The 25,910-nt window shown below is 43.6% G+C and carries 21 protein-coding genes; 15 read left to right on the top strand and 6 right to left on the bottom strand.

The genetic code is table 11. The annotated features are described in order from the left end of the window. Window positions 1-5: 5 nt before the first annotated feature. The 6 genes from ACMXYT_RS03590 to phbB all read left to right on the top strand — a co-directional run bounded on the left by ACMXYT_RS03590 (window position 6) and on the right by phbB (window position 7,725). A complete protein-coding gene (locus ACMXYT_RS03590; protein ID WP_415887132.1) occupies window positions 6-1,403 on the top strand; it encodes a DUF4856 domain-containing protein in 1,398 nt (465 codons plus the stop codon). 69 nt (window positions 1,404-1,472) lie between these two features. Further along, window positions 1,473-2,447, top strand: coding sequence for a sterol desaturase family protein (locus ACMXYT_RS03595; protein WP_415900254.1), 975 nt, complete (start codon window positions 1,473-1,475; stop codon window positions 2,445-2,447). Between the two features lie 89 nt (window positions 2,448-2,536). Further along, window positions 2,537-3,589 (top strand): Fe(3+) ABC transporter substrate-binding protein, encoded by a 1,053-nt coding sequence (locus ACMXYT_RS03600; RefSeq protein WP_415900256.1) that lies wholly within the window; start codon window positions 2,537-2,539, stop codon window positions 3,587-3,589. A gap of 109 nt (window positions 3,590-3,698) precedes the next feature. Continuing rightward, complete coding sequence (locus tag ACMXYT_RS03605; RefSeq protein ID WP_415900258.1) at window positions 3,699-5,348, top strand: ABC transporter permease; 1,650 nt, start codon at window positions 3,699-3,701, stop codon at window positions 5,346-5,348. Window positions 5,349-5,351: 3 nt separating this feature from the next. After that, window positions 5,352-6,464 carry an ABC transporter ATP-binding protein gene (locus tag ACMXYT_RS03610; protein ID WP_415911858.1) on the top strand — a complete coding sequence of 371 codons (1,113 nt, stop codon included), beginning with the start codon at window positions 5,352-5,354 and terminating at the stop codon, window positions 6,462-6,464. Window positions 6,465-6,975: 511 nt separating this feature from the next. Next, window positions 6,976-7,725, top strand: coding sequence for an acetoacetyl-CoA reductase (gene phbB / locus ACMXYT_RS03615; protein ID WP_415900261.1), 750 nt, complete (start codon window positions 6,976-6,978; stop codon window positions 7,723-7,725). A 61-nt stretch (window positions 7,726-7,786) separates the two neighbouring features. Here phbB and ACMXYT_RS03620 read toward each other — a convergent pair whose 3' ends face one another. Both ACMXYT_RS03620 and ACMXYT_RS03625 read right to left on the bottom strand, forming a co-directional pair. Beyond that, window positions 7,787-10,621 carry a DUF349 domain-containing protein gene (locus ACMXYT_RS03620; protein WP_415911859.1) on the bottom strand — a complete coding sequence of 945 codons (2,835 nt, stop codon included), beginning with the start codon at window positions 10,619-10,621 and terminating at the stop codon, window positions 7,787-7,789. A 290-nt stretch (window positions 10,622-10,911) separates the two neighbouring features. Continuing rightward, complete coding sequence (locus tag ACMXYT_RS03625) at window positions 10,912-11,337, bottom strand: YchJ family protein (RefSeq protein WP_415887140.1); 426 nt, start codon at window positions 11,335-11,337, stop codon at window positions 10,912-10,914. Window positions 11,338-11,462: 125 nt separating this feature from the next. Between ACMXYT_RS03625 and sbcB the strand changes: the two genes are divergently transcribed. Both sbcB and ACMXYT_RS03635 read left to right on the top strand, forming a co-directional pair. Beyond that, a complete protein-coding gene (gene sbcB, locus ACMXYT_RS03630) occupies window positions 11,463-12,929 on the top strand; it encodes an exodeoxyribonuclease I (RefSeq protein ID WP_415911860.1) in 1,467 nt (488 codons plus the stop codon). Further along, on the top strand, window positions 12,919-13,422 hold the full coding sequence (locus tag ACMXYT_RS03635) for a hypothetical protein (protein WP_415911861.1): 504 nt from the start codon (window positions 12,919-12,921) through the stop codon (window positions 13,420-13,422). Before sbcB ends, ACMXYT_RS03635 begins: the two co-directional genes overlap by 11 nt. Before the next feature lie 29 nt (window positions 13,423-13,451). Here ACMXYT_RS03635 and ACMXYT_RS03640 read toward each other — a convergent pair whose 3' ends face one another. After that, the gene (locus tag ACMXYT_RS03640; protein ID WP_415911862.1) at window positions 13,452-16,286 is read right to left on the bottom strand and encodes an insulinase family protein; all 2,835 of its coding nucleotides are present in this window, start codon (window positions 16,284-16,286) and stop codon (window positions 13,452-13,454) included. 98 nt (window positions 16,287-16,384) lie between these two features. Between ACMXYT_RS03640 and ACMXYT_RS03645 the strand changes: the two genes are divergently transcribed. Genes ACMXYT_RS03645 through ACMXYT_RS03660 form a run of 4 tightly spaced genes read left to right on the top strand, consistent with a single transcriptional unit; the run spans window position 16,385 to window position 20,352 of the window. Next, a complete protein-coding gene (locus ACMXYT_RS03645; protein ID WP_415900267.1) occupies window positions 16,385-16,822 on the top strand; it encodes a DUF6394 family protein in 438 nt (145 codons plus the stop codon). 20 nt (window positions 16,823-16,842) lie between these two features. Continuing rightward, a complete protein-coding gene (locus tag ACMXYT_RS03650) occupies window positions 16,843-18,537 on the top strand; it encodes a potassium channel family protein (RefSeq protein WP_415900268.1) in 1,695 nt (564 codons plus the stop codon). Between the two features lie 17 nt (window positions 18,538-18,554). After that, on the top strand, window positions 18,555-19,442 hold the full coding sequence (locus ACMXYT_RS03655) for a DMT family transporter (protein ID WP_415911863.1): 888 nt from the start codon (window positions 18,555-18,557) through the stop codon (window positions 19,440-19,442). Between the two features lie 16 nt (window positions 19,443-19,458). Continuing rightward, on the top strand, window positions 19,459-20,352 hold the full coding sequence (locus ACMXYT_RS03660; RefSeq protein WP_415900270.1) for a Tim44 domain-containing protein: 894 nt from the start codon (window positions 19,459-19,461) through the stop codon (window positions 20,350-20,352). A 73-nt stretch (window positions 20,353-20,425) separates the two neighbouring features. Here the strand turns inward: ACMXYT_RS03660 and yaaA are convergent, their stop codons facing one another. Further along, window positions 20,426-21,202, bottom strand: a complete 777-nt coding sequence (gene yaaA / locus ACMXYT_RS03665; RefSeq protein WP_415900271.1) for a peroxide stress protein YaaA — start codon at window positions 21,200-21,202, stop codon at window positions 20,426-20,428. Between the two features lie 107 nt (window positions 21,203-21,309). Further along, a complete protein-coding gene (locus ACMXYT_RS03670; RefSeq protein WP_415900272.1) occupies window positions 21,310-21,585 on the bottom strand; it encodes a hypothetical protein in 276 nt (91 codons plus the stop codon). A gap of 223 nt (window positions 21,586-21,808) precedes the next feature. Between ACMXYT_RS03670 and ACMXYT_RS03675 the strand changes: the two genes are divergently transcribed. Both ACMXYT_RS03675 and ACMXYT_RS03680 read left to right on the top strand, forming a co-directional pair. Then, window positions 21,809-23,086, top strand: coding sequence for a tryptophan--tRNA ligase (locus ACMXYT_RS03675; RefSeq protein WP_415900273.1), 1,278 nt, complete (start codon window positions 21,809-21,811; stop codon window positions 23,084-23,086). Between the two features lie 22 nt (window positions 23,087-23,108). Then, window positions 23,109-23,951, top strand: a complete 843-nt coding sequence (locus ACMXYT_RS03680) for a sulfurtransferase (protein WP_415900274.1) — start codon at window positions 23,109-23,111, stop codon at window positions 23,949-23,951. A 2-nt stretch (window positions 23,952-23,953) separates the two neighbouring features. Here ACMXYT_RS03680 and ACMXYT_RS03685 read toward each other — a convergent pair whose 3' ends face one another. Further along, window positions 23,954-24,778 carry a DUF547 domain-containing protein gene (locus ACMXYT_RS03685; RefSeq protein ID WP_415900275.1) on the bottom strand — a complete coding sequence of 275 codons (825 nt, stop codon included), beginning with the start codon at window positions 24,776-24,778 and terminating at the stop codon, window positions 23,954-23,956. A 187-nt stretch (window positions 24,779-24,965) separates the two neighbouring features. On the opposite strand from ACMXYT_RS03685, the gene ACMXYT_RS03690 reads away from it, so the two are divergent. Continuing rightward, complete coding sequence (locus ACMXYT_RS03690; protein WP_415900276.1) at window positions 24,966-25,892, top strand: Dyp-type peroxidase; 927 nt, start codon at window positions 24,966-24,968, stop codon at window positions 25,890-25,892. The last annotated feature ends 18 nt before the right edge of the window (window positions 25,893-25,910 follow it).

Below are 25,910 nucleotides of genomic sequence, written 5' to 3' on the forward strand. Positions count from 1 at the left end.
TTTCTGTGAAGCTTAAAGTTCTTGTTGCTAGTGTTGCTATGGTTACTGCACTAGGTGCTAATGCGGCTCAAAATTACGACAATTTCCCTGTAACTCTAAAAGGTTACAAAGGTGATGCTACTAATTCTGTTGCCTACACGGGTCAGGCTGCACGTCAGGTTCTTCACACTTCTTTGAAAAAATTGGCAGGCCAAGGTAACGGTCAGCCAAACGCTGAGCTTAAAGCAAAAATGCTTGCTTACTACGAAGGTAAAGATGCTGGTCGTGAGATCCTTTCTCCAGCAACTAAGGGCGGCTTCGTAGTTGCAGAGACTTCTGTAGACGAGATTTCTAAAGGCAAAAACCTATCCGGTAAAACGTTTAAAGGTGCTGTACCAGGCTGGCCTGGTAACATGACAGGTCCTGAAGTAATTACTTTCATGATCGAGAAAGCAGCAGCTTCTGACAAAGGTTATGACCCTCTAACAGGTTACGACTACCGTCAGCTTATCTCTAAATTCGCAATGGGTGCAGTATTCTACAATCAGGCTGTAGATAACTACCTAGATGAAAAGCTAGATGCTGACAAAAAACCAAACAACAAGCCTTACAAAGAAGGTAAGCATTACACAGGTAAAGAGCACGCTTGGGACGAAGGTTTTGGTTACTTCGGTGCACCAGCGAATACGCTTAACCTGACAGCAGAAGATGTTTACAACATCGCTAAGCAGAAAGAAGGTGCGCTTGCTAAAGCTGACTTCAACAAAGACGGTAAAGTATCTCTTTACAATGAGATGACTTACGCTCACGCATATTACGCAGCTGGCTTCGATAAGGGCGGTAAAACAACTTACCTGCACAATATCATGCAAGCTTTCGTTGATGGTCGTCAGCTGATCACAGATGCTAAAGGTGAAGCACTAACTGATAAGCAGCGTACAGAGCTTAAAGCTCACGCTGCGACTATCGCTGATAACTGGGAAATGGTTATCGCAGAAGCTGTATTCAAATACGCAGGCTCTACTTACAAAGACCTTAAAGAGATCAACAAGCTAGTTGAAACTAACGGCGATGTTGCTCCTGCATTCCGTGCTTACGCTAAGCACTGGGGTGAGTTGAAAGGTTTCGCACTAGCACTTCAAACAGGTAATAAAAACCTTGGTGAAACGGCTGTTAAACTTAACCGTTTGATCGGTTTCAGCCCTGTATTGCTGGGTAATACGCAAGTTGTTGGTCTAGACGACAAAGGTAACTACATCCAAGCGTCTTCTGGCGACATGAAGCAGTACATGCTACACATGCTTAAAGTTCAGCAGTTGATGGTTGATCAGTTTGGCGTTAAAGCGCGTAACAAAGATGTTCTTGGTGACATGGGCGCTCTAGCTGACAAACTGGGTTCTGGCGGTTACGTAGAAAACGACTAAGTCGCTACAGAGCAATTGATAAAAGCCAGCCTTGCTAACAGGGCTGGTTTTTTTGTATTTGAGGGGGCTATGCTCGAGATCTTTTCTGAATTCTATAATTCAGTGCTAGCGGACTTTACCAATAGTAAAAAACGCGTCTATTGGGGCTACTTGTTAGCAGCTCTTGTTATTGCTGTCGTTTGGTTGGTTCAAACTAAACGAGTCTCTTTTGCTAAAGCGATTTCGATTATCTTTAGCGCCAAGGTTTGGTGGTCGCAATCAGCGAAAGCTGATTACCTTATTTTTCTGATCAACAAGTTCTCTTTTTTATTTATAGCGCCTTTGCTGTTAACACATGCGGTTGTTTTCGAATGGCTGTTTTTTAAATTTCATGAGTGGTGGGGTTATCAATCAGTTGGTAATGACTGGCCACTATGGACTATAACTGCACTATTCACATTCAGTTACTTTATCCTGAATGACTTCTCCCGTTTTTTTGTACACAAGCTTCTGCATGAAGTACCGTTTTTGTGGGAGTTTCATAAAGTCCACCACTCCGCCCGGGTCTTAACACCCATCACTGTATTTCGCACCCATCCGGTTGAAGGCATTCTGTTTGCGTTTCGATCGATATTTGTTCAAGGTTTTTTAATCGCAGTATTTACATTCCTGTTCGGTGATCGTGTTGATCTATTTATGTTTTACGGTGTGGTTGTAACGACCTTTCTATTTAATGTGCTGGGATCCAATTTGCGTCATTCCCAGATAGCGATCGGTTATTGGGGCGGAGTAGAGCGATGGTTGATCTCGCCTGCGCAGCATCAGATCCATCATTCAACCTTGCCTAAGCATTTTGATAAAAACTATGGGGTTATCTTGGCGGTTTGGGATCGTTGGACAGGTACTCTGGTTCATTCTGAACGAGATCAGAAATTAGAGTTTGGTATTTCTAGAAAAGTAGAGGCGAATGAGCAAAATGTTCTCTATCTTTATTTTCAGCCGTTTAAATCACTGTTAAGTCGTTTAAGGCCGATATCGAAGCCAAAAGTAGCAAATGATAATTGAATAGATATATATCAATGATAACGGTTATCGTTTATGATTCTATTCTTACTTTAAGACACGTTTTGTATTGTTGAGTGTTGAGGTTTTTAATGAAGATAAATGCTTTAGCTAAGATTGTTTCCTCTGTTGGTGCTGTTGCTGCTGTCACTGTATCCGCTTTATTGCCTACATCTGCTTTTGCTCAAGAAGCAGGTGTTGTAAATGTTTATTCGGCACGTAAAGAAGCCTTGATTAAACCGCTTCTAGATCGTTTTACCGACGAAACAGGTATCAATGTAAACCTTGTTACAGGTAAAGCTGATGCGCTGTTAAAGCGCCTTGAGGTAGAAGGTAAAGCAAGTCCTGCTGACCTGTTTGTGACTGTTGATGCAGGTCGTTTGCACCGCGCTAAAAGTGCAGGCGTTCTTCAGGTTTCTGGAAGCGACACTCTAAATAAAGTTATTCCGCCAAGCCTCAAAGATGCTGATGGCTATTGGTATGGCATGTCACAGCGTGCAAGAACGATCTTTTACGTAAAAGGTAAAGTCGATCCTTCAGAGTTGTCCACTTATGAAGATCTTGCTGATCCAAAATGGAAAGGGCGCATCTGTGTTCGTTCTTCCAATAATATTTATAACCAATCCTTAGTTGCTTCTATGATCGATGCTATCGGCGTAGAGAAAACTGAAGCTTGGGCTAAAGGTTTAGTGAAAAACTTCGCTAAGCCGCCTTCAGGTGGTGATACTGATCAGCTAAAAGCGGCTGCCGCAGGCGTATGTGATATCGCGTTAGCAAACACTTACTATTTTGGTCGTTTGTTGAATAGCGAAAATGCTGAAAAGAAAGCAGTTGGAGCTAAATTAGCAGCGTTTTGGCCAAACCAAGCTGACCGCGGTGTTCACATGAACGTCAGTGGTGCAGGTGTTACTAAGCATGCTCGTAATGTTGAAAATGCTGTGAAGCTAATGGAATTTATGGCCTCTGATCAGTCCCAAGCTTGGTATGCAGAGGTGAATAACGAATATCCTGTAGTAACGACTGCTAAGGTTTCTGATACGTTGGCTGGGTTGGGTGCGTTTACTGCTGACGATATTGTGTTGAGCAAGCTGGGTGAAAATAACCGTAGCGCAGTTGAATTAATGGATCGCGCAGGTTGGAAGTGATCTATTTTACTATCAAGTAATTGTTTATTAAGTGATAGAATAGCTTGACCTAAGCGCCTGTAGAGAAGTCTTACAGGCGTTTTCTGTTTTTTCAGAGCCTTTAAAAAGAATGCCTGCAGTTAAATTCAAACAGTTTGGACAAAATTGGCTTGCGACAAGTTCTTTCGTCGTGACCTTTCTGTTGTTAATGCCAATTGCTGTGATCGTTGGATTTGTTTTTAACGGCTCTGCAGATGTTTTCTCTCACCTATACAACACGGTCTTAGCTGATTACGTCAGTAATTCATTACTACTCATGCTCGGTGTGGGGTTTGGTGTTCTTCTTTTAGGTATCCCAACCGCTTGGCTCACAAGCGTATGCGAATTCCCTGGGCGTAAATTGTTTGCGTGGGCTTTACTACTGCCTTTAGCGGTCCCTGCTTATATCATTGCTTACACTTATACAGGCTTATTGGATTATGCTGGTCCAGTGCAAACTCTAATCAGAGATATCACTGGACTTGGTTACGGCGAGTATTGGTTTTTCGAAGTTCGCTCTTTAGGCGGAGCGATAGTGATGTTGGCTTTAGTGTTGTATCCGTATGTCTATCTTTTAAGCCGAGCAGCCTTTCTCGAGCAATCCTCCAGCACTTTAGAAGTCAGCAGAACACTCGGCTATAACCAGTGGCAGGGGTTGTTTAAATTAGCCTTACCTTTAGCGCGCCCTGCAATCATTGCGGGGTTAACTTTGGCGTTGATGGAGACATTGGCTGATTACGGCACCGTACAGTATTTTGGTGTTAGTACCTTTACTACAGGTATTTTCCGTACCTTTTATGGTTTTGGTGACTCCGCTGCTGCTGCACAGTTGGCAGCTTTTCTACTCGGATTTGTAGCACTCTTAGTGTTGGTTGAAAAATATTCTCGCCGTAAAGCGCGGTACCACTCTTCAGCAGAATATAAAGCGAAGGCAAAGTTAATCGAGCTGAAAGGTGGAAAGGCATTTTTTGCTTTTGTTGTATGTTTATTTCCAGTTCTATTTGGTTTTCTGATTCCGGCAGTCTTGCTTGGATATTGGAGTTTTACACAGGCAGATTTATCGGATGGCGATTTTGTCGAGTTAGCTTGGAACTCTTTCTATTTAGCATTTTTAGCTGCCTTGATTGCTGTAGGCTTTGCGCTATTGCTAGCTTATGCTGGTCGCTTAACGCCAAGTAAAGGTGTGCGTTTCTCTATTGCGACCGCAGGTATGGGCTATGCTCTACCAGGAACGATTATCGCTATAGGGGTTATCATCCCATTTGCGTGGATGGATCACCAACTAATCGCGGCTGCCAAGAATTGGTTCGATATTGATTTAGGGTTGGTCCTCTCGGGGACGATTGTCGCGCTATTATTTGCTTATACTGTTCGCTTCTTAGCCGTCTCACTGGGCGCGATTCAGAGTGGCTTAGGAAAGATAAAACCGAGTCTAGATGGCGCTGCGCGCACTTTAGGCTGTACGCCTTTACAAGTATTGAAACAAGTACATGTGCCTTTGATGCGTAGTTCTGTATTAACTGCGCTTCTCATTGTTTTTGTCGATGTTTTAAAAGAGCTACCAGCGACTCTTATATTGAGGCCCTTCAACTTCAACACGCTAGCCGTTAGAGCGTTTGAGTTAGCGTCAGATGAAAGGTTGATAGATGCAGCGCCAGCGTCACTTCTCATAGTGGCAGTAGGTCTATTACCGGTGATTTTACTAAGCCGCTCAATATCTAAAGGGCGTGCAGGAAACTAAGTTATGAGCCAAGCAAAACACCTTTTAATTGATGATGTGACCTTAGCCTATAGTGATGTTGAGGTTGTGCATAATGTTTCATTGGGATTAGAAAAGGGTGAAATTGGTTGTCTCTTGGGACCGAGTGGCTGTGGTAAATCTACACTGCTAAGATCGATTGCAGGTTTTGAGCCGGTTAAATCTGGCGAGATTTCCATGTTGGGGCAGCAGTTATCCACTTCGCAATTTTGCATGCCTACAGAGCAGCGCAATATAGGTATGGTTTTCCAAGATATTGCATTGTTCCCGCATTTGAGTATCGCGGATAATATTGCGTTTGGAATCAAAAATTGGAGCAAAGCTGATAAGAATACCCGTATTTCAGAGCTGCTTGAGCTTGTCGGCTTACCTGGTGTAGAGGAACGTTATCCTCATTCCTTATCGGGTGGTCAGCAACAACGAATCGCGCTTGCACGTGCGATGGCGCCAAAGCCAGACTTGCTATTGTTAGATGAGCCGTTTTCTGGCTTAGATGCTAACCTACGTGAAACACTAGTGCCTGAGATCCGAGATATCCTCAAGAAAGAAGAGATGAGTGCTATTTTGGTAACTCATGATCAGATGGAAGCCTTTGCAATGGCGGATAAAATAGCCGTAATGCAACAAGGTGTTATTCAACAGTGGGGCACGGCTTTTAATATCTATCACGAACCAAAAACTCGCTTTGTAGCTGACTTTATCGGTTTGGGCGAATTTCTTAAGGCACGTATCAACGATGCTTATTCGGTTGAGACATCATTAGGCGTTTTAGTCGGGGACGAAAAGTTAGTCTATGCGCCAGGGACTGAAGTTGAGTTGTTAATTCGACCAGATGATATTCAGCATCAAGAAAACAGTGATATAACGGGGCTCATCGTCAGCAAATGGTTTAGAGGCTCGCACTACCTTTACCAAGTTCAATTGGATAATGGCGAAATCGTACCTTGTATCACCGCGTGTCATCATGACCATGATGTAGGTGAGCGTATCGGGTTAAAAATTGAATTTGATCACCTTGTTGTCCTTCCGATTTGCGATCCTGAATCAGGAATTTGCGAGATACAAGAGTCAGATGTTGTACCGGCTGCGGGCGCTTGAATACGCGTTTACCCTTAAACTTTCTGTTTAGGTCGTTCTAAATCGTTAAAACTGTTAGCTGCTTCACTATGCTAATAGTTGTTGCGATGCGGTAAAGCATAGATAGTTTAATGGCTTTTCTTACCTATAAATAAAATCTTGTTTAAAATATAACCTGTCTTTTTAACCTGCTGAAAAGTAAGGTTTTATTTTGGTTTTCTGATTCCTGGTGTTTGTTGTTCTATACATCCCTCTTGTCTTTATAGATTCAATCGCAAATATAATTGTTGCGTTGCGTCAGCTTCCTTAGATGTGCTGGTTTGTCACTTTTATTTAATAGTATTGGATTATCCTTATTACTCTTCAACCAAAGTCATATTATTATCGTTGAAGAGATCGGATTATGATCGATATATAACCAACTTATGAAATACCTTATTCAAAGCCTCAAGCTGGTGGGTATTCTTAACTTGGAAATGATGGACCATAAATAATTACTACAAAGCACAAATGCGTAAAAAGGGGATGTAACATGGGTCAGAAAATTGCCCTAGTAACAGGTGGAACAGGTGGCTTAGGTACGTCGATTTGCCGTGAATTGGTTGATGGTGGTTTCAGAGTAGTTGCTGGTTATAACAGCGGTGGAGATCATTCAAAAGCTCAAGCTTGGCAAGAAGAGCAAAAAGCAGCAGGTTATGAAATCGACGTGGCTTACGGCGATGTAACGGACGCTGAGTCTTGTGCACAATGTATCGCTACAGTAGAAGAGCTGACTGGCGGCTCAATTGATATTCTTATCAACAATGCTGGTATCACTCGCGATGGCCAGTTTAAAAAGATGAGCTGGGAGCAGTGGGATGAGGTATTAACAGCAAACCTTGATTCTATGTTCCATATGACCCGTTTAGTTATCAACGGCATGATTGATAGCGGTTGGGGCCGTATCATCAATATCTCTTCCGTAAACGCTCAGAAAGGTCAGTTTGGTCAGTGTAACTACTCTGCAGCAAAAGCAGGTATTCATGGTTTCACTAAAGCCTTGGCTCAAGAGGTTGCACGTAAAGGTGTGACGGTAAATACGGTTTCGCCTGGTTATATTAAAACTGCAATGGTGGCGAAGATCGCTCAAGAGATTCAAGATCAGATTTGCGCTGGTATCCCTGTGGGTCGTTTTGGTACGCCTGAAGAGATTGGTCACATGTGTAATTTCTTGTGTGGCGAGCATTCTGGTTATATCACGGGTGCGGATATGTCGGTGAATGGCGGCTTGCACATGTCATAAAACTGAATAGCTTATATATAAAAAAACCGCTTTTTAGCGGTTTTTTTTGTTACTAAGCTTTTTACAGTAATTGCTGCAATCTTTCTTCAAAGCGTTCATTGAACTCTTCGAAATGAGCGGCAAAAGGTATGCCTAGCCATTCTTGTTCGAGCTGTTTGATCTCACTGAGATTAAAGCCCTGCTTTTGTTCAGCTAATGCCTGCTGTAAACGCTCCATCTGATATTCCATGCGCAGTGCTTGGTCTTCCGGTGGTGAAGGCTGAGAAGTTGCGATCTCCAAGCGAATGCACAGATGACGCAAACGTTGCTCTTGGGTATTGATCATCTCATCCATTTGATCTGGATTAGAGATCAGAGATAGCAGAACAGCAAAGCGCTGATCAATATCTGATGTATCAGAAGGTGATGCAGGTTCGTGTTCCCAAGCTTCTCGTAGTGAGTCTAAGCAGTCGCTTGTCGTTTCATCCAAAATTGCATGTTCAAGCTGTTCACAAATCTCTGCTTTACGCTGAATCGTCAGATATGGCTCAGACTCAAATTGTTTTAACTCGTGCTTTTGGCGCTGCACATAGTTAATCGCTTTCTCGATACGCTCAGATAGCGTTTCGTCCTCTACCGGAAGATGCTGTTGCATTGAGCCAAGCAATTCTTGTAGATGGTTGAGGCTGGCACCGGTTTCAATCAGTTGTTCAAGTTCAGTGCACTGCTTTTCTAAAGCATTACTGTTTTGTGACGGAGAGCTGCCTTCTTTCGATGATGATTTATCAGCGAAATACATTTCAAAAATTTGACTGCAGTTCTCTCTGAACTGGTTCCAAAGCTTTCGTTCCTGATTACGTGGAGCAGGGCCAATTAGTTTCCAAGCCTTTTGCAGCTCTTTAACTTGCTCTGTTGCATCATGAAGATTTGTTGCTTGCAGAAGTTGCTCTGTTTCGGCAATTAAGCTTTGCTTTTCTTTGGCGTTCGCTTGTCGAATCTCTTTTAGCGGAGCATCCAGTTCTTTTAATAATTGATCAAACTGAACTTGTAGCTTTTTACCTGGAGCACGATCAACAGGAGAGTAATTGCGCCATTCTGTTTTCGCTTGATGGATCTGATGACTATAATCTTTCCAGCTTTCGACAGTCTCTTCTTGGGGCGCTTGTAAGTTTTTTAGCTCTTCTAAGATTTGCTGGCGTTTTTCTAAATTGCTCTTACGAATATCTCTCTGTTGAGCAAAGTGTTGGTCACAAGGCGCATACGCAGCGTCAGAGGCTTTTTTGAATCGCTTCCAAAGCTGTTGCGAATGAACAGAGTCGGTTGCATCAAGTAGTTTCCATTCTTTCTGGATTCTACGAACTTGGGTCGCTAAATCTTGTACTGCAAGGTTGGATTGGCTAAGCGCTTCCATCTCTTCACATAGGGATTCTTTTTTCGGTGCAACTGCATAAGCTTGCCAATCCCTAATCTCTTGGAGTTCGGCTCCAAGTGCTTTAATGCGCTGTTCAAGCTCTGGCGTTAGATTGCCATTTAAGCGTTTGCTTAGCTGTTCTGCTTTTTTAATTTGCTTATCTGCCGAGCGAATTTCGCCGGATGAGATCGCAGTTTTTAGTCCATCTAAGACATCGCTAAGCTCTTTTTGTAGCTGTAGCGCATGATTATTACCGGCGTCTAGGCGTAACTTCGCGTTAGCTAAGCCTTCTTCTAGCTGTACTAGTGAAGCAGGCTTCTCTTGTAATTTAGGCCAGCTAAATTTGTTTATCAGCTGTGTTGCTTCTTGCGCGGCTTTGTTTAATGGCTCTATATCAGATGAGCCATTCAATACAGCGCACAGAGCTATAATTTTTTCTTCAGCTTCAAGCAGATGAAAGTAAGAAACCAATAGGTTCTTTAATTGAGCGGTGATTTTATCGAAGCTAGCCTGCTCATCTTTGCTGCTGTATTGCTTAATAGCTGTCCAATCAGTACAAAGCGATTCCAATCGAGACTGGAAGGATTTTAACTGTTGATGATCTGCAGGTAGTGCGGTGCTTTGTTCTTTTAGAATACAAAGCTCAGAGTAAATAGCGTGGCTTTGCGCTTTTTGCTGCTCTAGCTGAGCTGCTTTCTCTTGTTTAGCTTGATGTTCTGCAACATGCTTCTGGATTGTTTCTGAACAACGTTCTAGGTTTTCTTGGAAAAGCTCTTGTTGTTCTTCATTCGTTGAAGCGCGAAGTTTTTCCCAGTCGGCTTCAATAGCCGTCATCTTCGCGGAATACAGCGGGAAGAATTCAGTTGTAGCGAGTTGTTGAATAGACGCTAACTGTTTCTGGATTGCTTCTTGTTGAACTTGTTCTAGCTTCTGTTGTTCACGAATGACTTGAAGCTTTTCCTTCGTGACTTTAACGACGCCTTTATCTTTATTGCGAGCTGCCTTTTGAAGTTGTTCCAGAATTTCTTCACTATTGATCTGTCCGGCAGCTAGGACGCGCAAACTAGCCCGTTGGCTTTTCTCTGCGATAAGAACAAGATCATGATCGTCAGTAACTTGAATGACGGCCTGCTCACGAAGCTGTTCGTCTTGGCTATTCAGTGCAATGTGAGTTAGAAGATCGCCATCACTAATGTAGGCTAGCGCGGAGCTTTTTTCTTCCTGAAGCGGCGTATCTTCTTGGCTCAGAAGAATCTGGCTAATTCGGTGTAGAGCTAATTGTTGGATATTGCTAGAACTGTCGTTCTGGCTGATCTGGACTAATAAATTAAGGTCGGAGAGCTTTTCAGTAGCACTTAAGCGTACTGTTTCATCCTCATCCTTCAGTGCTAGCTGCGATAGGATAGTTTGTGCATCGGCATCAGTTTCGCGAAGCTTTGCAATCGCTTTGATCCGCTTTTCGGGCTTGGCATGTTGCCAATTTGGCTTTAAAAATCTTGCTAGCATAGTGACCTGTACTTCTACGGCTACGCGTATATATGATGGAACGCGCTACCTTTAAGGGCCAACATTCTACCTGAGAATTAGGATTCTGACAGCGTTGACATTAAGATAATGTGCCAGCAAAGAGAGTTTTTTTGAGAGAGTGTGACAAAAGAAAAGGCAAACTCAGACTATTACAGAGTTAGGGTTTGTTGCTAAGCCCAAGAAATAGAAGGTCTTTGGGAAAGGGCACGGATAAAAAAAGCAAATTTTGCTTACCGAGCCCTTATTAAAGATGAAAAATTGTCTTCTTACTAGGTCCTAACCTCTACATCACCATCGACGTAGAACCAGAATCCATCATCTTTGCGGAAGTTCGATTTCTCATACAAAGTACCACTTTGATCATCCGTTTCGAAATTGGCTTCGAACTCAACCATTCCGGTTTCGTCAGATCGATTGCCTTGGTTTGTGTCCAAAATTGTTAGGCCTGTCCAGTTAGTGTATTTCACTTGGTCGGCTAAAATTTCGGCATCGTCTTCGCCGCGGTTTTCTGGCGCAGTGGTATTGATTAGATAATCGATAGCACCCAGCGCAAAGGCTGTGTAGCGGGATCGCATCAATGCTTCCGCCGTTGGTGCAGGTTTTTGCCCTTGTACGATAGGTTTGCAGCAGTAATCAAAAGGTTTGTTGGAACCACAGGGACAAACTTTGTTCATTACATCCTGATTATGAGACATGGGTGAACCCTTAACATTGAAATGTTAATCTGAAATACAGAGCGTTCTATTGGCTATTCTTTTAAAATATATAGCTAATAACCACATTATATCTATCAGATTTACCCTTTTGGCAAGGATAATTTATGGCTAATGCGCCTTTAACATTTTTTTGGCATGACTATGAAACATTTGGCGCAGATCCTAAACGCGATTGGCCGGTCCAGTTTGCCGGTATTCGTACCGATGATCAGCTAAACATCATCGAAGAGCCGGTGATGTTTTATTGCAAACCAAGTGAGGACCAACTCCCTCATCCAGAAGCGTGTTTGATTACAGGGATTACACCGCAAAAAGCGATAGAAGAGGGTGTGTGTGAAGCGGATTTCTTTGCACAGATTCATGAGCAACTTGCTCGCCCTGGCACTTGTGGTGTGGGCTACAACAGCATTCGATTTGATGATGAGGTAACCCGATACGGTTTGTATCGTAACTTCTTTGATCCCTATTCCCGAGAGTGGCAAAACGGTTGCTCCCGTTGGGATATTATCGATATGTTGCGATTAACTCGATCCCTACGTCCCGAAGGTATTACTTGGCCTAAATATGAAGATGGATCTCCAAGTCTAAGGCTAGAAGATTTAACGGTCGCTAATGGTATCGACCATGGTCATGCCCATGATGCTTTATCAGATGTGTATGCCACGATTGAGATGGCAAAACTGGTTCGGGATAAGCAGCCTAAGTTATTTAATTACGTGCTAAATAACCGCAGTAAGCAATCCATTCAAAACCTGCTAGACCCACAAAGCCATAAGCCTGTGTTGCATGTTTCTTCACGCTACCCAGTTGATCATGGCAATGCTGCTATTGTGGCACCCTTGGCTACTCACCCGGTGAATAAAAATGGGGTGTTAGTGTGGGATCTCCGTGTTAATCCAGAACCTCTGATGCAATTGCCGGTCGAAGAGTTAAGGCGTTTACTTTATACCAAGCATTCAGAACTCACTGACGCAGACCCAAAAATTGCGTTAAAGCAGGTGCATATCAATAAGTGCCCGATCATAGCGCCTGCCGGCATGTTAAATACTGAGGAAGCGGCCCGTTTGCAGATTGATGGGGATGTGTGTCGAACGCATTTGCAGATGTTACGAAGTTTTACTGGTCTGTCACAGAAAATTGCCGATATCTATAGTGAGAGTCCTTTTGAAGCGGAAAGCGATCCGGATATGATGCTATACAGTGGCGGTTTCTTTACGCCATCAGATCGTAAATCCATGGATCAAATTCGCCAAACGGGTCCGATGGAGTTAGCTGAACTGGATCTGCCTTTTCAAGATCCTAGGCTCGAAGAGATGTTGCTCCGCTATAAAGCGCGTAATTGCAGTTCCGTATTAACTCAGGAAGAACAGATGCAATGGGAAGATTATCGTCGTCGTAAATTGTTAAATGGCGAAGGCGGTCATTTGACTATGGACACATTCTTCCAACGTTTGAATGAACTCTATGGTCAGCCGGGAATGGATGATAATAAACGCCATATTTTGGAAGAATTAGCTGTATACGCTGAGGCTATTTATCCTATGGAAGATGCTTTTGACGATGCTTACTAGATCGGCTGTTCTCGGTCTTTTACTTTTTTCTTGCGCTACCTATGCGGAGGAAGAGGTCGAACTGCCTATCGAATACGATATCACCTCACCTAAAGGCTATTACTATGGCACGGTAGATGGTGAAACTGCCTATAAAGATTGGCGAAGAGGCACCTTCGATAAAGAAAGGATGAATGAGGTTCAACCTAAAGACCTGCCCAGCAATCTGCCTGAACCTGTGGTGATTCCTTATGTTCCACCAGTGGTAAATGAAGTACCGGTAGGCAAACCGAAAAAGCCACCATTAAAAGGTGAGGACAAGATCTTTGTCCAGATCGGTAAGGATGAGAAAAAAGCGCGATGCCTTATCTTAGGGCAAGGTTGTGAAGAGCTAGTTGAGCCTGAAGTAAAAGATTCTGTTTATTTCCGACCGATAGAAGCGCAAAAGCAAAAACAGTTGGAATTAGAGCAAGAAAAAGCTAAAAATCGCACGATTATTAATCCAGACCAATAATCGTGCGATTTTCTTAGCGAGAGGGATCATCAGTTATCAGGAGTGAAAGCGCCCTGATCTCTACGTTGCTTAAATAATCGAGTTAATTGTGTCGGCTCGGTTGCAGGGCGTTCAAACTTCTTACCTGTGCTTAAGACCGTTAAACGGCGATCAAACAAACCAGCGTAGCGTTTGGATAGATCGTCTAAGGTTACTTTCTCTACAGCTTCCGCAAGCTTCTTGCGGGTATCAAACTCTGTTTCACCCCAATCTAGCTCTCGCCAGAACCGCTTGGTACGACTGGATAGCTTTTTATCCTGCTTAGTGATTCTTGAAATTACACTGCGTTTAAATTTGTTCAGCTCTTCCTGGTTTAATTGCGAGATCAAATTGCTCGATTGCATTAAGAACTGATCAATCTCTTTTACCAGCGTTTTGCCGTCTGCCACAGGGGATTGCACAATAAATGCAATACCCGGTGTTTTGTGCATCTGTAAAGGCGTGCCGAAGACGATGTATCCCAGCTGTTTTTCGGTGCGCAGCTGATTGTAGAAAGGCGCGGATAAAATTTCGCTCAATACAGAGAATTCAGCTTTCTCTTTATTGCTGTTGTTATTGCCTTGTAGCAAAACAGAGATCGCCGAATCATCATGATCAATCACTAACTTATCTGTAAGTTGCTGCTGGCGCGGTACTTGAACTACTTGGACAGGCGCGACTTCTTTAGCGCCTGATTGCCATAGGTTATCTTTGATCAGTGAAGCGATAGTTTCAGCATCTGCTTCGCTTATATTGCCATGTGTAAGTAGTTTAATGTCCGGCGTTTCCTGCAATTTAACTGCATAAGCGGCAAGATCTCTAACCGTCAGTTTTTCTGCTTCAAGACGTTCCTCTGCATTACTCCATTGAGGTAGAAGCAATTCATACAGACGGCTCGTCGTTTGATTGTACGGTTTATCATTCAGCTGGTTCGCTAAGTTATCTAGATACTTCTGCTTAAGGATCTCAAAACGCTCTTTTGGTAGGTCCGGTTTATTAATCGCAGAAACCACATCTTTTGTTAGTAGATCTAGCTTGTCGTTATAACCAGATAAGCGAACCGTAAAGCCCTTCATATGTGGATAAATATTCGTGCCTAGACCAGCTAGATAAGCATCATAGAGTGTTTCATTGAGTTGCTCTTGCAGCATCTCAGTGAAGAGGCTGTTCATCACCCAATTTTTAGCGCTGGTATTGGCAAATGGGGTTTGCAGTGTGAAATAAGCATTCGCTTTCGGCACATTGAAGCTGACATCGGTCAAATGCCAATGTTCGAAACCTTGTTTATCTTGCAGCAGATAAGGCGCTTGTTTAGTTTCGGCTGCTAGAAGATCTAGGTCCTGAGCAATAAATGGGTTAGTGCTGCGAACCGTTAATTTCGGATCAATTGCTTTAACGGCGAAGCTTTTCAAGGTTTCCGCATTAAACTGAGAAACTTCAAAAGGTACGTTGTAGTCAGGTTCTGTTTGGTTGCCTTTAACATTACGCGCTTTAATGGTCACCAGCATATTCTCTGGCTTGATCTGATCCAGATATTGCTTAATCAGCTCAGGCTTAAACTCATTAAAGGTATAGTTCGCTGAGATGACTTTCTCCGTTGGGAAAAATTGCATCTGTCGTGTCAAACCGCTCACCATGTGGATGGGTTCTGATTGCTCCTGAAAGGTGAAACGGATGTTGCTCAGTTGTTTCTCTTCATCAAATAGCGCTTTTTGAATTCCGCTCTGTTTTAGCAATTCAACATACTGGAATACCATTTGGATAACTTGCTGGTACTGCTCTAGGCCTTGTTCGGTTAGGCGCATGCTGACCATAAAGCTAGCTTGGTTATCCAAATCATGACCTTGTGAAGCAGAAAGGGACGTTGCCAAGCCTTTCTCTTTCAGTAGAGAAAGTAAGCTGCCTTTGCCTTCATAGCCAATCAGGTTGCTGATGTAATACAGCGGCTTGCTTTCCCAATGACTGCGAGTTTCAGCAGTAGGGAAGGTTAGCGTAAGTGAGCGGATATCTTTTACGCTTTTGATCTTAACCAACTGCGGTAGTTGCTTCGGATTAAATAGAGAGGTTTTGGTTTCAAACGCTTTAGAATCGTAGTTTTTAACCGCACTGAATTTCTCTCTTACCATCTGCTCTAATTGGTCTAGTGGTTCTCTACCTTGCACGGCAAGTGCCATCAGGTTGGCAGAATAATAGCGCTGATAAAATTCGATTAACTCTTTACGAATTGGGCGCTCGGGAGTATTGGCTAGAGTTTCTAAACTACCCACTGCAAACCAGTTGTGGCTATTTTGTTGGTTCATTAAAGATTTTGTTACGGCATAGCTACGGCGGTAATCATCTTTAATCTTTGATTGATATTCCGAGTGAACAGCATGGCGCTCGCGATCTACGTATTTTTCATCAAATAGCGGTGCAATAAAGAACTGGGCAAAGCGATCTAAAGCGGGTTCTAAATTATCAGCGGCGACATCAAAGAAGTAGTTGGTGTTTTCCATCGATGTATAAGCATTATGTCCGCCACCATGAGAACGTATGAAGCTCTGATATTCATCCGCTGCTGGGTATTTGTCGGTGCCTAGGAACAGCATGTGTTCAAGATAATGAGCTAGACCTGCGCGATCTTTAGGGTTAGCGCTAGAGCCCACCGCTACATTCATAGAGGCAGCCGCTTTGTCACTTTTAGGATTCGAGATCAATAAAACGCGCAGCTGATTATCTAAGGTTAGGCTGCGATACACATTTGGATCGTTGGGACTTTTTTCGACGTCTGCGAATACTGATGTGGATAAAACCGCAGACAATAGACCAGCAAAAACAACTAGCCGTGGCATGGAAAGAGTTAGCATAAAAATAAGCCTTAAATCGTAAAAAACACCAAAATGTTATGTTGTGACAAAGCATAACGGTTAGGGTTCCTTAATCCAACTCAATGGATTTAGTAAGCGTGGGTGTTACAATCCAGATCTTCGTTAAAAAAGTTCAGGAGTTGAAGGAAGCGATGAACAAGGAAAAAGTGATTTTTGCGTTTTTTATTGTGTTGGCATTGACGCTCAACTTTGGCTTCTTTCTTGGGGATATAGAAAACCCAGCTCACCATAACGTTTACGAGTTTTTTGCTGCATTAGTTGTCAGCATGATCTGTACAGTCATTAAATTTGGTGACCGCACTCATTTAGGCGCACTGATGCTAGCCACCTCTTTAGTTGCTGACCTGCAACTAATCGTCGCTGCAGGAATTTGGGGTTACGCAGAGCAGATTAGCGGTGTGGGTATGGACCCTTCTAATATGTCGAGCGTTGTTTCTCTAAGTGCAGGCGCGCTCTTAGCCAATGTTATCTCGGTTATTTTGTTGGTAGTTGAAACTGCCATGCTGCGTCGATAAGCACTGAGCGATTATTCTTTATGAATAACGTTATCTATCTATTCCTACGGCGCTTAAGGGTGCCGTTAATTACTCTAATTGTTGTTTACTCGATCTCAGTACTTGGATTTGTACTGATACCTGGGGAGGATGATCAGGGTAATGTTTACCGAATGGATTTTTTCCATGCGGTTTATTTCGTGTCCTTTATGGGGTCAACCATCGGCTTTGGTGAAATTCCTTATGAATTCACTTCGGCTCAACGTATGTGGACGCTCTTGTGTATCTACGCCACAGTAATCGCTTGGTTATATGGTATAGGTACGACACTTGCTCTGATACAAGAACCCGTATTTGGCCGCATGATGCGCAGGCGCTCCTTCACTGCAGATGTTCGGCAAATGAACGAGCCCTTTTATCTGATTTGTGGCTACGGTGTGACCGGAAGTGTCGTTGTTCGACAGCTAGTAAAACGTGACATCCGCGTGGTTGTTGTTGATATCAATCAGGACAAAATAGATGCGTTAGAGATGGATGAGTTACCTGTCTCTGTTTCCGCGCTGTGTGCCGATGCCTCTCTTCCCGATGTCTTAGATGCAGCAGGCCTTCAGCATCCGAAATGTATAGGCATCATGGCGTTAACGAATCATGATCAGGTCAACCTCTCCATAGCTATTGCTAGTAAACTGCTTAATCCTGAGCGGATGGTGATCAGTCGTACCGAATCTGATATTACCTCCGCCAATCTAAACTCTTTTGGTACGGATCTAGTAGTGGACCCGTTCCGAACTTACGCCCAGTATCTGTCTTTAGCAGCTCATGCGCCTTATATGCATCTGGTGTATGACTGGATTCACAATCCATTCCATCGTCCCCTTTCCAGCGTCTATCAGCGTACAAAAGGACGTTGGATTATCTGTGGGCATGGTCGTTTTGGTCGCGCTTTGTACCGGGATTTTGATGAAAGCGATGTCGAACTGACGGTTTTAGATATTGATGCTGAAAAGATAAAAGACCTTCCGCATCAAGTTACCGGTGTTGGCACTGAAGCGGTTACGCTGATGGAAGCGGGGGTTATGGACGCGGTGGGTATCGTTGCGGGTACCAATAATGATGCCGATAACCTGTCCATCATGATGACCGCTCGAGAATTGAACCCAAAACTCCTGACTGTAGTTAGACAAAACATCCATGCCAATAGCTTGGTTTTCAAAAACAGCCGGGCCGATTTTATTATGGAGCCGGGGCGTATTATTGCTAACCGCATCCTTGCGCATGTTAAATCGCCGCTAGTGCCTATATTTATCGAAGAGATGCGGGATAAATTTGACGATGTCTGGGCACATACATTGATTAATCGGATGAGCAGTGTGGTCGGGGACAGGGAGTTAGATAGCTGGGCCTATACCGTAGGCGAGAAAGAAACACCTGCTTTTATGGAAGCAAAGAGACAAGGTTTCGACTTAACGCTCTCTCTGTTCTTTAAAGACCCTCACAATCGCAAGAAAAATCTACATGCCTTTCCTCTAATGTTAAAGCGTGGGGATTTTATTGATATGTTGCCTGGCGAGTTGGATGAGCTACAAGAGGGCGATGAAGTCCTGATTTGTGGTTTAAATAAATCCAATCGCCGTATGCAATGGACTGTAAATAATTATAATGTCCTGCATTATGTCATTACGGGCAATGATGCGAGTAACAGTCTACTTTCGCGTTTTTTGCAGAAGAATAAATAAGACTTTCGAGGTCATATTTGGCTTATCTACTGTTAACGCTTACCACGCTTTTTTGGGCGGGTAACTTTGTTTTAGCGCGTGCATTTTCTGTTGATATCCCTCCGATTACGTTAGCGTTAATTCGCTGGTCATTAGCTTTCGTTATTTTATTACCTTTTGCTATCCCCGCTATTTATAAGCATCGCGATGTGATTCGACAGTATTGGCCTAGGTTAGTGCTGTTTGGCGCTTTGAGTGTTGCTGGTTTCAACACCTTAGCTTATATAGGTTTGCAAACGACGACCGCTATGAATGGCACTTTGATGCAATCGTCAATGCCGATCATGATCCTCTGTATGAGCACATTAGTGCTTCGAGAGTCTGCATCGATGCGGCAATGGTTGGGTGTATTGCTTTCGCTATTAGGTGTTTTAGCGTTGATCAGTAAAGGTGATCCTGAGGCTTTAATGTCGCTTAATTTCAATAGTGGTGACCTTTGGGTGCTACTCGCAATGTTTGTTTGGGCTTGTTACAGCCTAGCATTGCGTTGGAAACCGAAAGAGATGAGTGGGTTTGCGTTCTTCTCGGTCTCTTTAACTGTGGGGGTGATTATTCTAGTACCGCTTTCACTGTTGGAAACCGAGAGAGCTTTGCAGATTAAGTGGGATACGGATCTGATGTTACTGATCTCTTACTTAGCAGTATTCCCCTCGATTCTGGCTTATCTTTTCTGGAATTACGGTGTTGAGAAGCTCGGTGCGCATAAAGCAGGGTTGTTTATTCACCAAGTGCCAATGTGGGGAATTGTATTGTCGGTGATTTTCCTTGCAGAGCAGGTTCAGGCTTTTCATTTATGGGGTATCGCTTTAATATTCACAGGGATTTATCTTGCTGTAGTTGCCGGTACAGTTGCCGGTAAAAGTTAGTTATTTAGGAGAAACAATGCGGACTTTTTTGGTTACTTTAATGGCGGTATTTTTGATTTCGCTTCCTATCGCTGAGACAGCTGAAGCTAAGCGCTTTGGTGGTGGATCTTCATTTGGTAAAAGCTTTTCTTCACCTAAAAAATCTAAACCTGCTCAACAGCAGCAACAACAAAAGCAAGCTGATAAAACAACCAATGCAGCAACAGCGCCTAAGAAAAAAGGTTTTGGTGGTTTGATGGCTGGTTTGTTGGCGGGTGGTATTTTTGGCGCGTTGCTATTCGGTGGGGCGTTTGAAGGTCTGCAGTTTATGGATCTGATTCTGATCGCTGCGGTGATCTTTATTGTTTACAAAATCTTCTCGATGCGAAAACAGGCGCAGCGTCCGGATTACGCAACGCAAGGTGGTCATGGGCAAGGTCAGCCTTATACACCAGAACAGCAGCCACAGCCAATGCAGCGCGAAGCTCAAACTGAGAACGTGCAGGAGTTTAAACCAATGCCTGCTTATGATTCCGGTTGGGGTGATTCTGCTGAGATCGAGATTCCTTCTTGGTTTAATAAAGACGCATTCTTGGAAGGTTCCCGTGAACACTTTGTAAACCTACAAAAGGCTTGGGATCGTTCTGATTGGGACGAAATCCGTACTTATACTTCTGAAGAGTTGTTTAATGTGCTGCAGCAAGAGCGTGCTAAGTCACCAGCTGATCAGGTAACAGAAGTTGTATCAGTTATGTCTGAGCTAGCTAACTTCATCACTCAAGAAGATGAGGTGATTGTGAGCATTAACTTCTACGGTTGGTTGAAAGAGAATGCCTCTGAAGCGACTGAGTTTAATGAAACGTGGCACTTGGCACGTGATATGACCAAAGAAAATGCGGATTGGTTTATCGTAGGTATCGAGCAAAACTAAGCTGATACCTCACCACTAAAAAAGCCAAAGCAATATGCTTTGGCTTTTTTGTATCTGGGATAAGCGAAGAGGTTTACTCTTCGTGATCGCGGATGAATGTCCAAGTATCGCCTTCAGACATGCTCTCAGCGAAACGGTAACCTTCAAGATCAAAGCCTTTTAAGTCTTCAGGGTTTTCGATCTTATTTTGAATAATGTAGCGGGTCATCAAGCCTCGAGCTTTTTTAGCGTAGAAGCTGATCATCTTATATTGACCATTTTTCCAGTCTTTAAACGCTGGTGTAATGATACGTGCGGAGATGTTTTTCTCTTTGGCGGCTTTGTAGTACTCATTAGAAGCTAGGTTGATTAGTACCTGTTCTTTCTGCTCTGCAAGCTCTTGATTCAAGCGTTCACAGATCTGAGTACCCCAGAATTCGTATAGGTTTTTACCGCGGCTATTAGTTAGCTTTGTGCCCATTTCTAAGCGGTATGGCTGCATTAGATCGAGCGGTTTTAACACGCCATAAAGACCTGAAAGGATACGTAGGTGATTCTGCGCAAAAGTGAGGTCATCATCCGATAAGGTTTCAGCGTCTAACCCTGTGTATACATCACCTTTAAATGCTAGAACTGCTTGTTTAGCGTTCTCAGTATTGAATTCAGGTGTCCATGATTCATAACGGGCAACGTTTAAACTGGCTAGTTTGTCGCTCAACTTCATCATCTGAGCAATATCCTGTACGGAATGCTTTTTCAGTTCATCAATGAGGAGTTGGGAATGATCAAGAAACTCTGGCTGGCTGTATGTTTCAGTGACAGGGGCAGTTTCATAATCCAGAGTTTTGGCAGGTGATACGACAATCAGCATAGGAAGAATCTATCTTTGCAGTAAAAAGTCTCTAGATAATAACCCTGTCTGTAGATACAAAAAAGGCCATTTTTAATATGGCCTTTTATGGATCGAGTCATCTGCAATTAAGAGACGGTTCGTTTCTTGTAAAGCGTATGAGCAACAGTGCAGATGGCTGTGCCAACACAGACGAGTAGTGCTGGAATCAGTGGGTTTTCTAACGTGCCGGTTATTTTCATTAAAAGACCAGAAATAAGGAAACCGCCAAACAGGCATAAAATGCCCGACATTACACACATTACGATTGCATTGAGATTACGCTCAGGGCTTTGAAAAATGTACCAGCCAGCACTGGCAAACAGAGCGGATAAAGTAACCCAGGAAGCGATAGAATCAGTCATAAAATTCTCAGTATTGTTATTGTTGTAGGCCTATTAAGCCCTAACCTAGCAGCGCTGTCATCTCGACATTGGGTGGATACAAGAAACAGCAAAGGAATAGTGAGGGTTATGGGGGCAACCTCCACGTTTTTTCGGTATTATAACCGCCATTAAATTAGTGACATATATTGAGTTGCCATATTTTTTATAGCGGGCAACGCCATGCAGATTAGAGAAGTGAATAATGGATAAGAAAACTGTTCTGACGGGTATCACTACTACAGGTACACCTCACATTGGGAATTACTTGGGTGCGATTAAGCCTGCCATCGAAATGAGTCAGACAGGTGAATACAACAACTGCTATTTCCTAGCTGATTTCCACGCATTAATTAAGTGCCATGATCCAGAGCGTGTTGCTCAATCAACACGTGAGATCGCAGCGACTTGGTTGGCGCTAGGCTTAGATACGGATAAAGCGACTTTCTACCGCCAAACAGATATCCCTGAGATCACGGAACTAACGTGGATTCTAACCTGCATGTGTTCTAAAGGTCTTATGAACCGTGCTCACGCTTACAAAGCTTCTGTTGATGCTAACCGCGATGCGGGTAGCAGCGATCTGGATGATGGCATCACAATGGGTCTATTCAGCTACCCAATTCTAATGGCAGCTGACATCCTGATGTTCAATGCTGATCTTATTCCAGTAGGTAAGGATCAGATTCAACACATTGAGATGGCACGTGATATGGCGGGCCGTTTTAACCACACTTACGAAAACCTATTCACATTGCCAGAAGCGGTAGTGGATGAGCAGACTCAGCTAATTCCGGGTCTGGATGGTCGTAAGATGTCGAAGAGCTACGACAACACGATTCCGTTGTTTGCTTCTGCTGATGAGCTATATAAGCTGATTAAGCAGATCAAAACGGACACGCGTGAGCCGGGTGAACCTAAAGACGCTGATAACAGCACAATCTTCCAGCTATACAACTGCTTTGCTAATGAAAATGAAGCAGCTGCAATGCGCCAGCAGTTCGAAAACGGTATCGGTTGGGGTGATGCGAAGAAAGAGCTATTTGAGTTCCTAGACGCAAAACTTTCTGCTCCACGTGCTCGTTACAATGAGTTGATGAACGATCTTGGCGAAGTGGAAGAGGTTCTACAGAAAGGTGCAGTGAAAGCACGTGAAATCACTGTGCCGTTGATGGATAAAGCGCGAATTGCGGCTGGTATTCGCCCATTAACTTACGTTGCTGAAGCGAAAACGGAAGTTAAAAAGAAAAAAGAGAAGTCTGCTGAAGAGATCGCGCGTGCTGAAGAAGGCCGTCGTCGCGGAATCTTGATGCAACTTAAACCTCTGCTTGAGCAAGTTGAGCAAGCGGACGACAAAGCAGCGGCTGCGCAAACTGTGGTCGCTGAGAAAACGGCTCAGGTTGAAGGCTTAAAGAAAAAGCAGAAGCAGAAAGCTCAGAATGAACTTGATCTACTTCAAGAAGAGCTAGCGGCTTACCTATAAATTTAAAAAGGCTAAGTTAAATATGTTTACGACAATCATTAGCGCCGAAGAGCTTCAGAATCACATATCAGAATCTGATTGGGTGGTTTTTGATTGTCGTTTTAACTTAGCGGATACCTCGGCGGGTAAAAATGCCTACCTTGAAGGGCATATTCCAGGGGCGATCTATCTCGATCTTGATCAGGATCTATCCTCACAGATTACGCCTGAAACGGGTCGTCATCCGCTGCCTGATTTAGAACGGTTTGTAGATCGTTTAGCACAGGCGGGTGTGAGCAATAACACTCAAGTCGTTGTTTATGACGATTGTGCTGGGGCCATGGCGGCGCGTTGCTGGTGGTTGTTACGTTTGGTGGGACATAAAGCAGTAGCGGTGTTGGATGGTGGTCTAGCTGCTTGGCAATCGCTAGGTGGTGAGTTAAATGATCATATCCCACAACCGACTTCTACTGCGTATACATTCTCGTTACTGCCTAATCAGAATTTGACGGTAGCAGAGGTTGAACAGGCACTTGATGCTCAGTCCATCTATCTTGTTGATGCTCGTGCAGCCGAGCGCTATAGAGGTGAGGTGGAGCCAATCGACCCAATCGCTGGTCATGTCCCAAGTGCTTTAAACCGTCCACTGACGGATAACTTAGCCGAGGGTAAATTTAAGCCAGCAGCTCAGCTTCGTGAAGAGTGGTTAAGCGTCTTAGGCAGTAAATCGGTCGAAGCCGTGGTTCACATGTGTGGGTCCGGTGTAACAGCTTGTCACAATCAATTGGCGATGGAAATTGCGGGATTGAGCTGTAGCCGGGTTTATAGTGGTTCTTGGAGCGAGTGGATCAGAGATCCAGCTCGTCCAATTGCGACTAAGTCCTAAATTTATCTACCAATCTCATTAAGATTCCAGTCGTAGTGATAGTCTGAAACCGCTGTAGCGTGTTTCAGTTTCTCTTTTAGATCAGCATTGGCGTATTGCTTTAGGTGCTCGATCAGCTCACTTTCGCTGTTGCCAAAATCCTCTTTAAACCACTTATAAATACTGGAAAGGTGCAGGTCATTACCGTCAAAACGTGCGCCTCGAGGGTGGTTTATATAATCCTTTGCGCCTTGATTTAGAAGCTGTTCGCTATTGTCTGCGGTAAAGGCTTGCGGTTGAAGATTCGGGCAGCCGATTGATGCACAGTTTACGGCATAGTGGATGCGCGGATCTTTCCAAATTGGGCGAAGAATACGATGTTCAATATCGTCTAGGCTTACTTGTTTCCCATTCACTACTAGCAGTTGTTTTTTCCACGGACCATCGCTGAAAAAGCCCGGTGAAATATCGATATCCCGAATCGACTTCACGGGGTAATGATCCAGAATCACATCAACCGTTAGCGCGTTATATAAGTTGATCCAATAAGCTTTCTGTTCAGCGCGGTTGTATTGATGAATATTAATGTCAGCTAGGTTCTGTAGATAAGCTTTAAGTTCAGTTCTATCTGCTTTAGATACATTGGCGTAGTTGATCAGATTGATGCCATCAGAAGAGGGCTTAACATAGCGTTGAAGGGTTCGGTCCCAAGCAGAATGGTCAATAGTGGCTGTGCTTGATTGATCATGTTTAAGCAAAAAATCCCAAAGTTCGGCACTTGGGGCTGCAATAGCTAGGGTACTGAAAAGCCATAGGCAGGCTGTTGCTAAGAATTTATTTATCATCATTCATTACTATTCATTAAAAGCATGTTTTAAGTGTGACTTTGAATATTGCTGAAAATTCCCTCACAGAATATTTTTAAAGCTCTATTTAAAAGCTCTATCGAAGCGATCAATTTAAATCAATGTTGGCAAAGGTAAGATCCCTCTATACTGTGATGGTAATTATTGAGGGGATTTTGAGGACATTGTTATGGCGCAGTATCAAAAGGGTGTGATTGCAGAGGCAAGCCCATTTGCTCTTTTTCTGACGTTTAATCAAACTCGAACAGCAGATGCGTTAAGCAGGGTAAAACTGCTACTAGCAAAGGTACCTAGCCTTGAGCGTGAATTTAACCAAAGTCATCCAGATGGTGAGATTCATATCGTTGCTGCGATCGGTAGCCACTACTGGTCGCAACTGCAGATTGGACCTGCACCGAGTGCTCTTAAGCCATTCCCAAATTTCGAAAATGGTGAAAACGTTGCACCCAATACACCTGTAGATCTGTTTTTCCATATTCGATCTCAAGGGAAAGGCCTTAACTTTATAGTCGCGCAGAAGCTTCGAGAGGAGCTAGCTGATGCGGTAACGCTAGTTGAAGAGGTCGAAGGCTTTAGATATCTGGATTCGCGCGATCTTACTGGTTTTGTCGATGGTACTGAAAACCCTGAAGGAGATAACCGAGTCAGTGTGGCGGTTGTAGGTGAAGAGGATGCCCAGTTTAGTGGCGGTTCGTATATTCATATTCAACGCTACGAGCACAATATGCCATTCTGGAACGCTCAGCCTACTAAACTGCAGGAAGATACTGTCGGGCGAACTAAAACGGATAACATTGAGTACCCATCCTCAGAAAAAGCACTCACAGCGCATACAAAACGGACTTCGCTGAAAGATGCTGATGGCAACTCCATCGAAATACTCAGGCATAGTATGCCTTACGGTGATACTCAGACGTGCGGGTTACTTTTCGCTAGTTACTGCCGTACACCGGATAACTTTACACTTATGCTACAAAGCATGATCGAGGGTGATGGCCATGGTCATACCGATCACCTTTTGAAATATACTCGTGCGGTCACAGGGCATTCACTATTCGCACCGTCGGCCTCGTTTCTCGAATCGTTGGTTAATTAATAAGCAGGTTGATTGGGC

This window comes from Neptuniibacter sp. QD37_11, assembly GCF_047778105.1.
In the GTDB taxonomy this organism is placed as follows: domain Bacteria; phylum Pseudomonadota; class Gammaproteobacteria; order Pseudomonadales; family Balneatricaceae; genus Neptuniibacter.

What these genes read in the sequence shown, in the direction of transcription:
- ACMXYT_RS03635 (WP_415911861.1), top strand. Translation starts at nt 12,919, where the DNA reads ATGCTTACTAGATCGGCTGTTCTCGGTCTTTTACTTTTTTCTTGCGCT.
- phbB (WP_415900261.1), top strand. Translation starts at nt 6,976, where the DNA reads ATGGGTCAGAAAATTGCCCTAGTAACAGGTGGAACAGGTGGCTTAGGT.
- ACMXYT_RS03595 (WP_415900254.1), top strand. Translation starts at nt 1,473, where the DNA reads ATGCTCGAGATCTTTTCTGAATTCTATAATTCAGTGCTAGCGGACTTT.
- ACMXYT_RS03675 (WP_415900273.1), top strand. Translation starts at nt 21,809, where the DNA reads ATGGATAAGAAAACTGTTCTGACGGGTATCACTACTACAGGTACACCT.
- ACMXYT_RS03620 (WP_415911859.1), bottom strand. Translation starts at nt 10,621, where the DNA reads ATGCTAGCAAGATTTTTAAAGCCAAATTGGCAACATGCCAAGCCCGAA.
- ACMXYT_RS03610 (WP_415911858.1), top strand. Translation starts at nt 5,352, where the DNA reads ATGAGCCAAGCAAAACACCTTTTAATTGATGATGTGACCTTAGCCTAT.
- ACMXYT_RS03605 (WP_415900258.1), top strand. Translation starts at nt 3,699, where the DNA reads ATGCCTGCAGTTAAATTCAAACAGTTTGGACAAAATTGGCTTGCGACA.
- ACMXYT_RS03690 (WP_415900276.1), top strand. Translation starts at nt 24,966, where the DNA reads ATGGCGCAGTATCAAAAGGGTGTGATTGCAGAGGCAAGCCCATTTGCT.
- ACMXYT_RS03650 (WP_415900268.1), top strand. Translation starts at nt 16,843, where the DNA reads ATGAATAACGTTATCTATCTATTCCTACGGCGCTTAAGGGTGCCGTTA.
- ACMXYT_RS03660 (WP_415900270.1), top strand. Translation starts at nt 19,459, where the DNA reads ATGCGGACTTTTTTGGTTACTTTAATGGCGGTATTTTTGATTTCGCTT.
- ACMXYT_RS03680 (WP_415900274.1), top strand. Translation starts at nt 23,109, where the DNA reads ATGTTTACGACAATCATTAGCGCCGAAGAGCTTCAGAATCACATATCA.
- ACMXYT_RS03600 (WP_415900256.1), top strand. Translation starts at nt 2,537, where the DNA reads ATGAAGATAAATGCTTTAGCTAAGATTGTTTCCTCTGTTGGTGCTGTT.
- sbcB (WP_415911860.1), top strand. Translation starts at nt 11,463, where the DNA reads ATGGCTAATGCGCCTTTAACATTTTTTTGGCATGACTATGAAACATTT.
- ACMXYT_RS03685 (WP_415900275.1), bottom strand. Translation starts at nt 24,778, where the DNA reads ATGATGATAAATAAATTCTTAGCAACAGCCTGCCTATGGCTTTTCAGT.
- ACMXYT_RS03640 (WP_415911862.1), bottom strand. Translation starts at nt 16,286, where the DNA reads ATGCTAACTCTTTCCATGCCACGGCTAGTTGTTTTTGCTGGTCTATTG.
- ACMXYT_RS03670 (WP_415900272.1), bottom strand. Translation starts at nt 21,585, where the DNA reads ATGACTGATTCTATCGCTTCCTGGGTTACTTTATCCGCTCTGTTTGCC.
- ACMXYT_RS03625 (WP_415887140.1), bottom strand. Translation starts at nt 11,337, where the DNA reads ATGTCTCATAATCAGGATGTAATGAACAAAGTTTGTCCCTGTGGTTCC.
- yaaA (WP_415900271.1), bottom strand. Translation starts at nt 21,202, where the DNA reads ATGCTGATTGTCGTATCACCTGCCAAAACTCTGGATTATGAAACTGCC.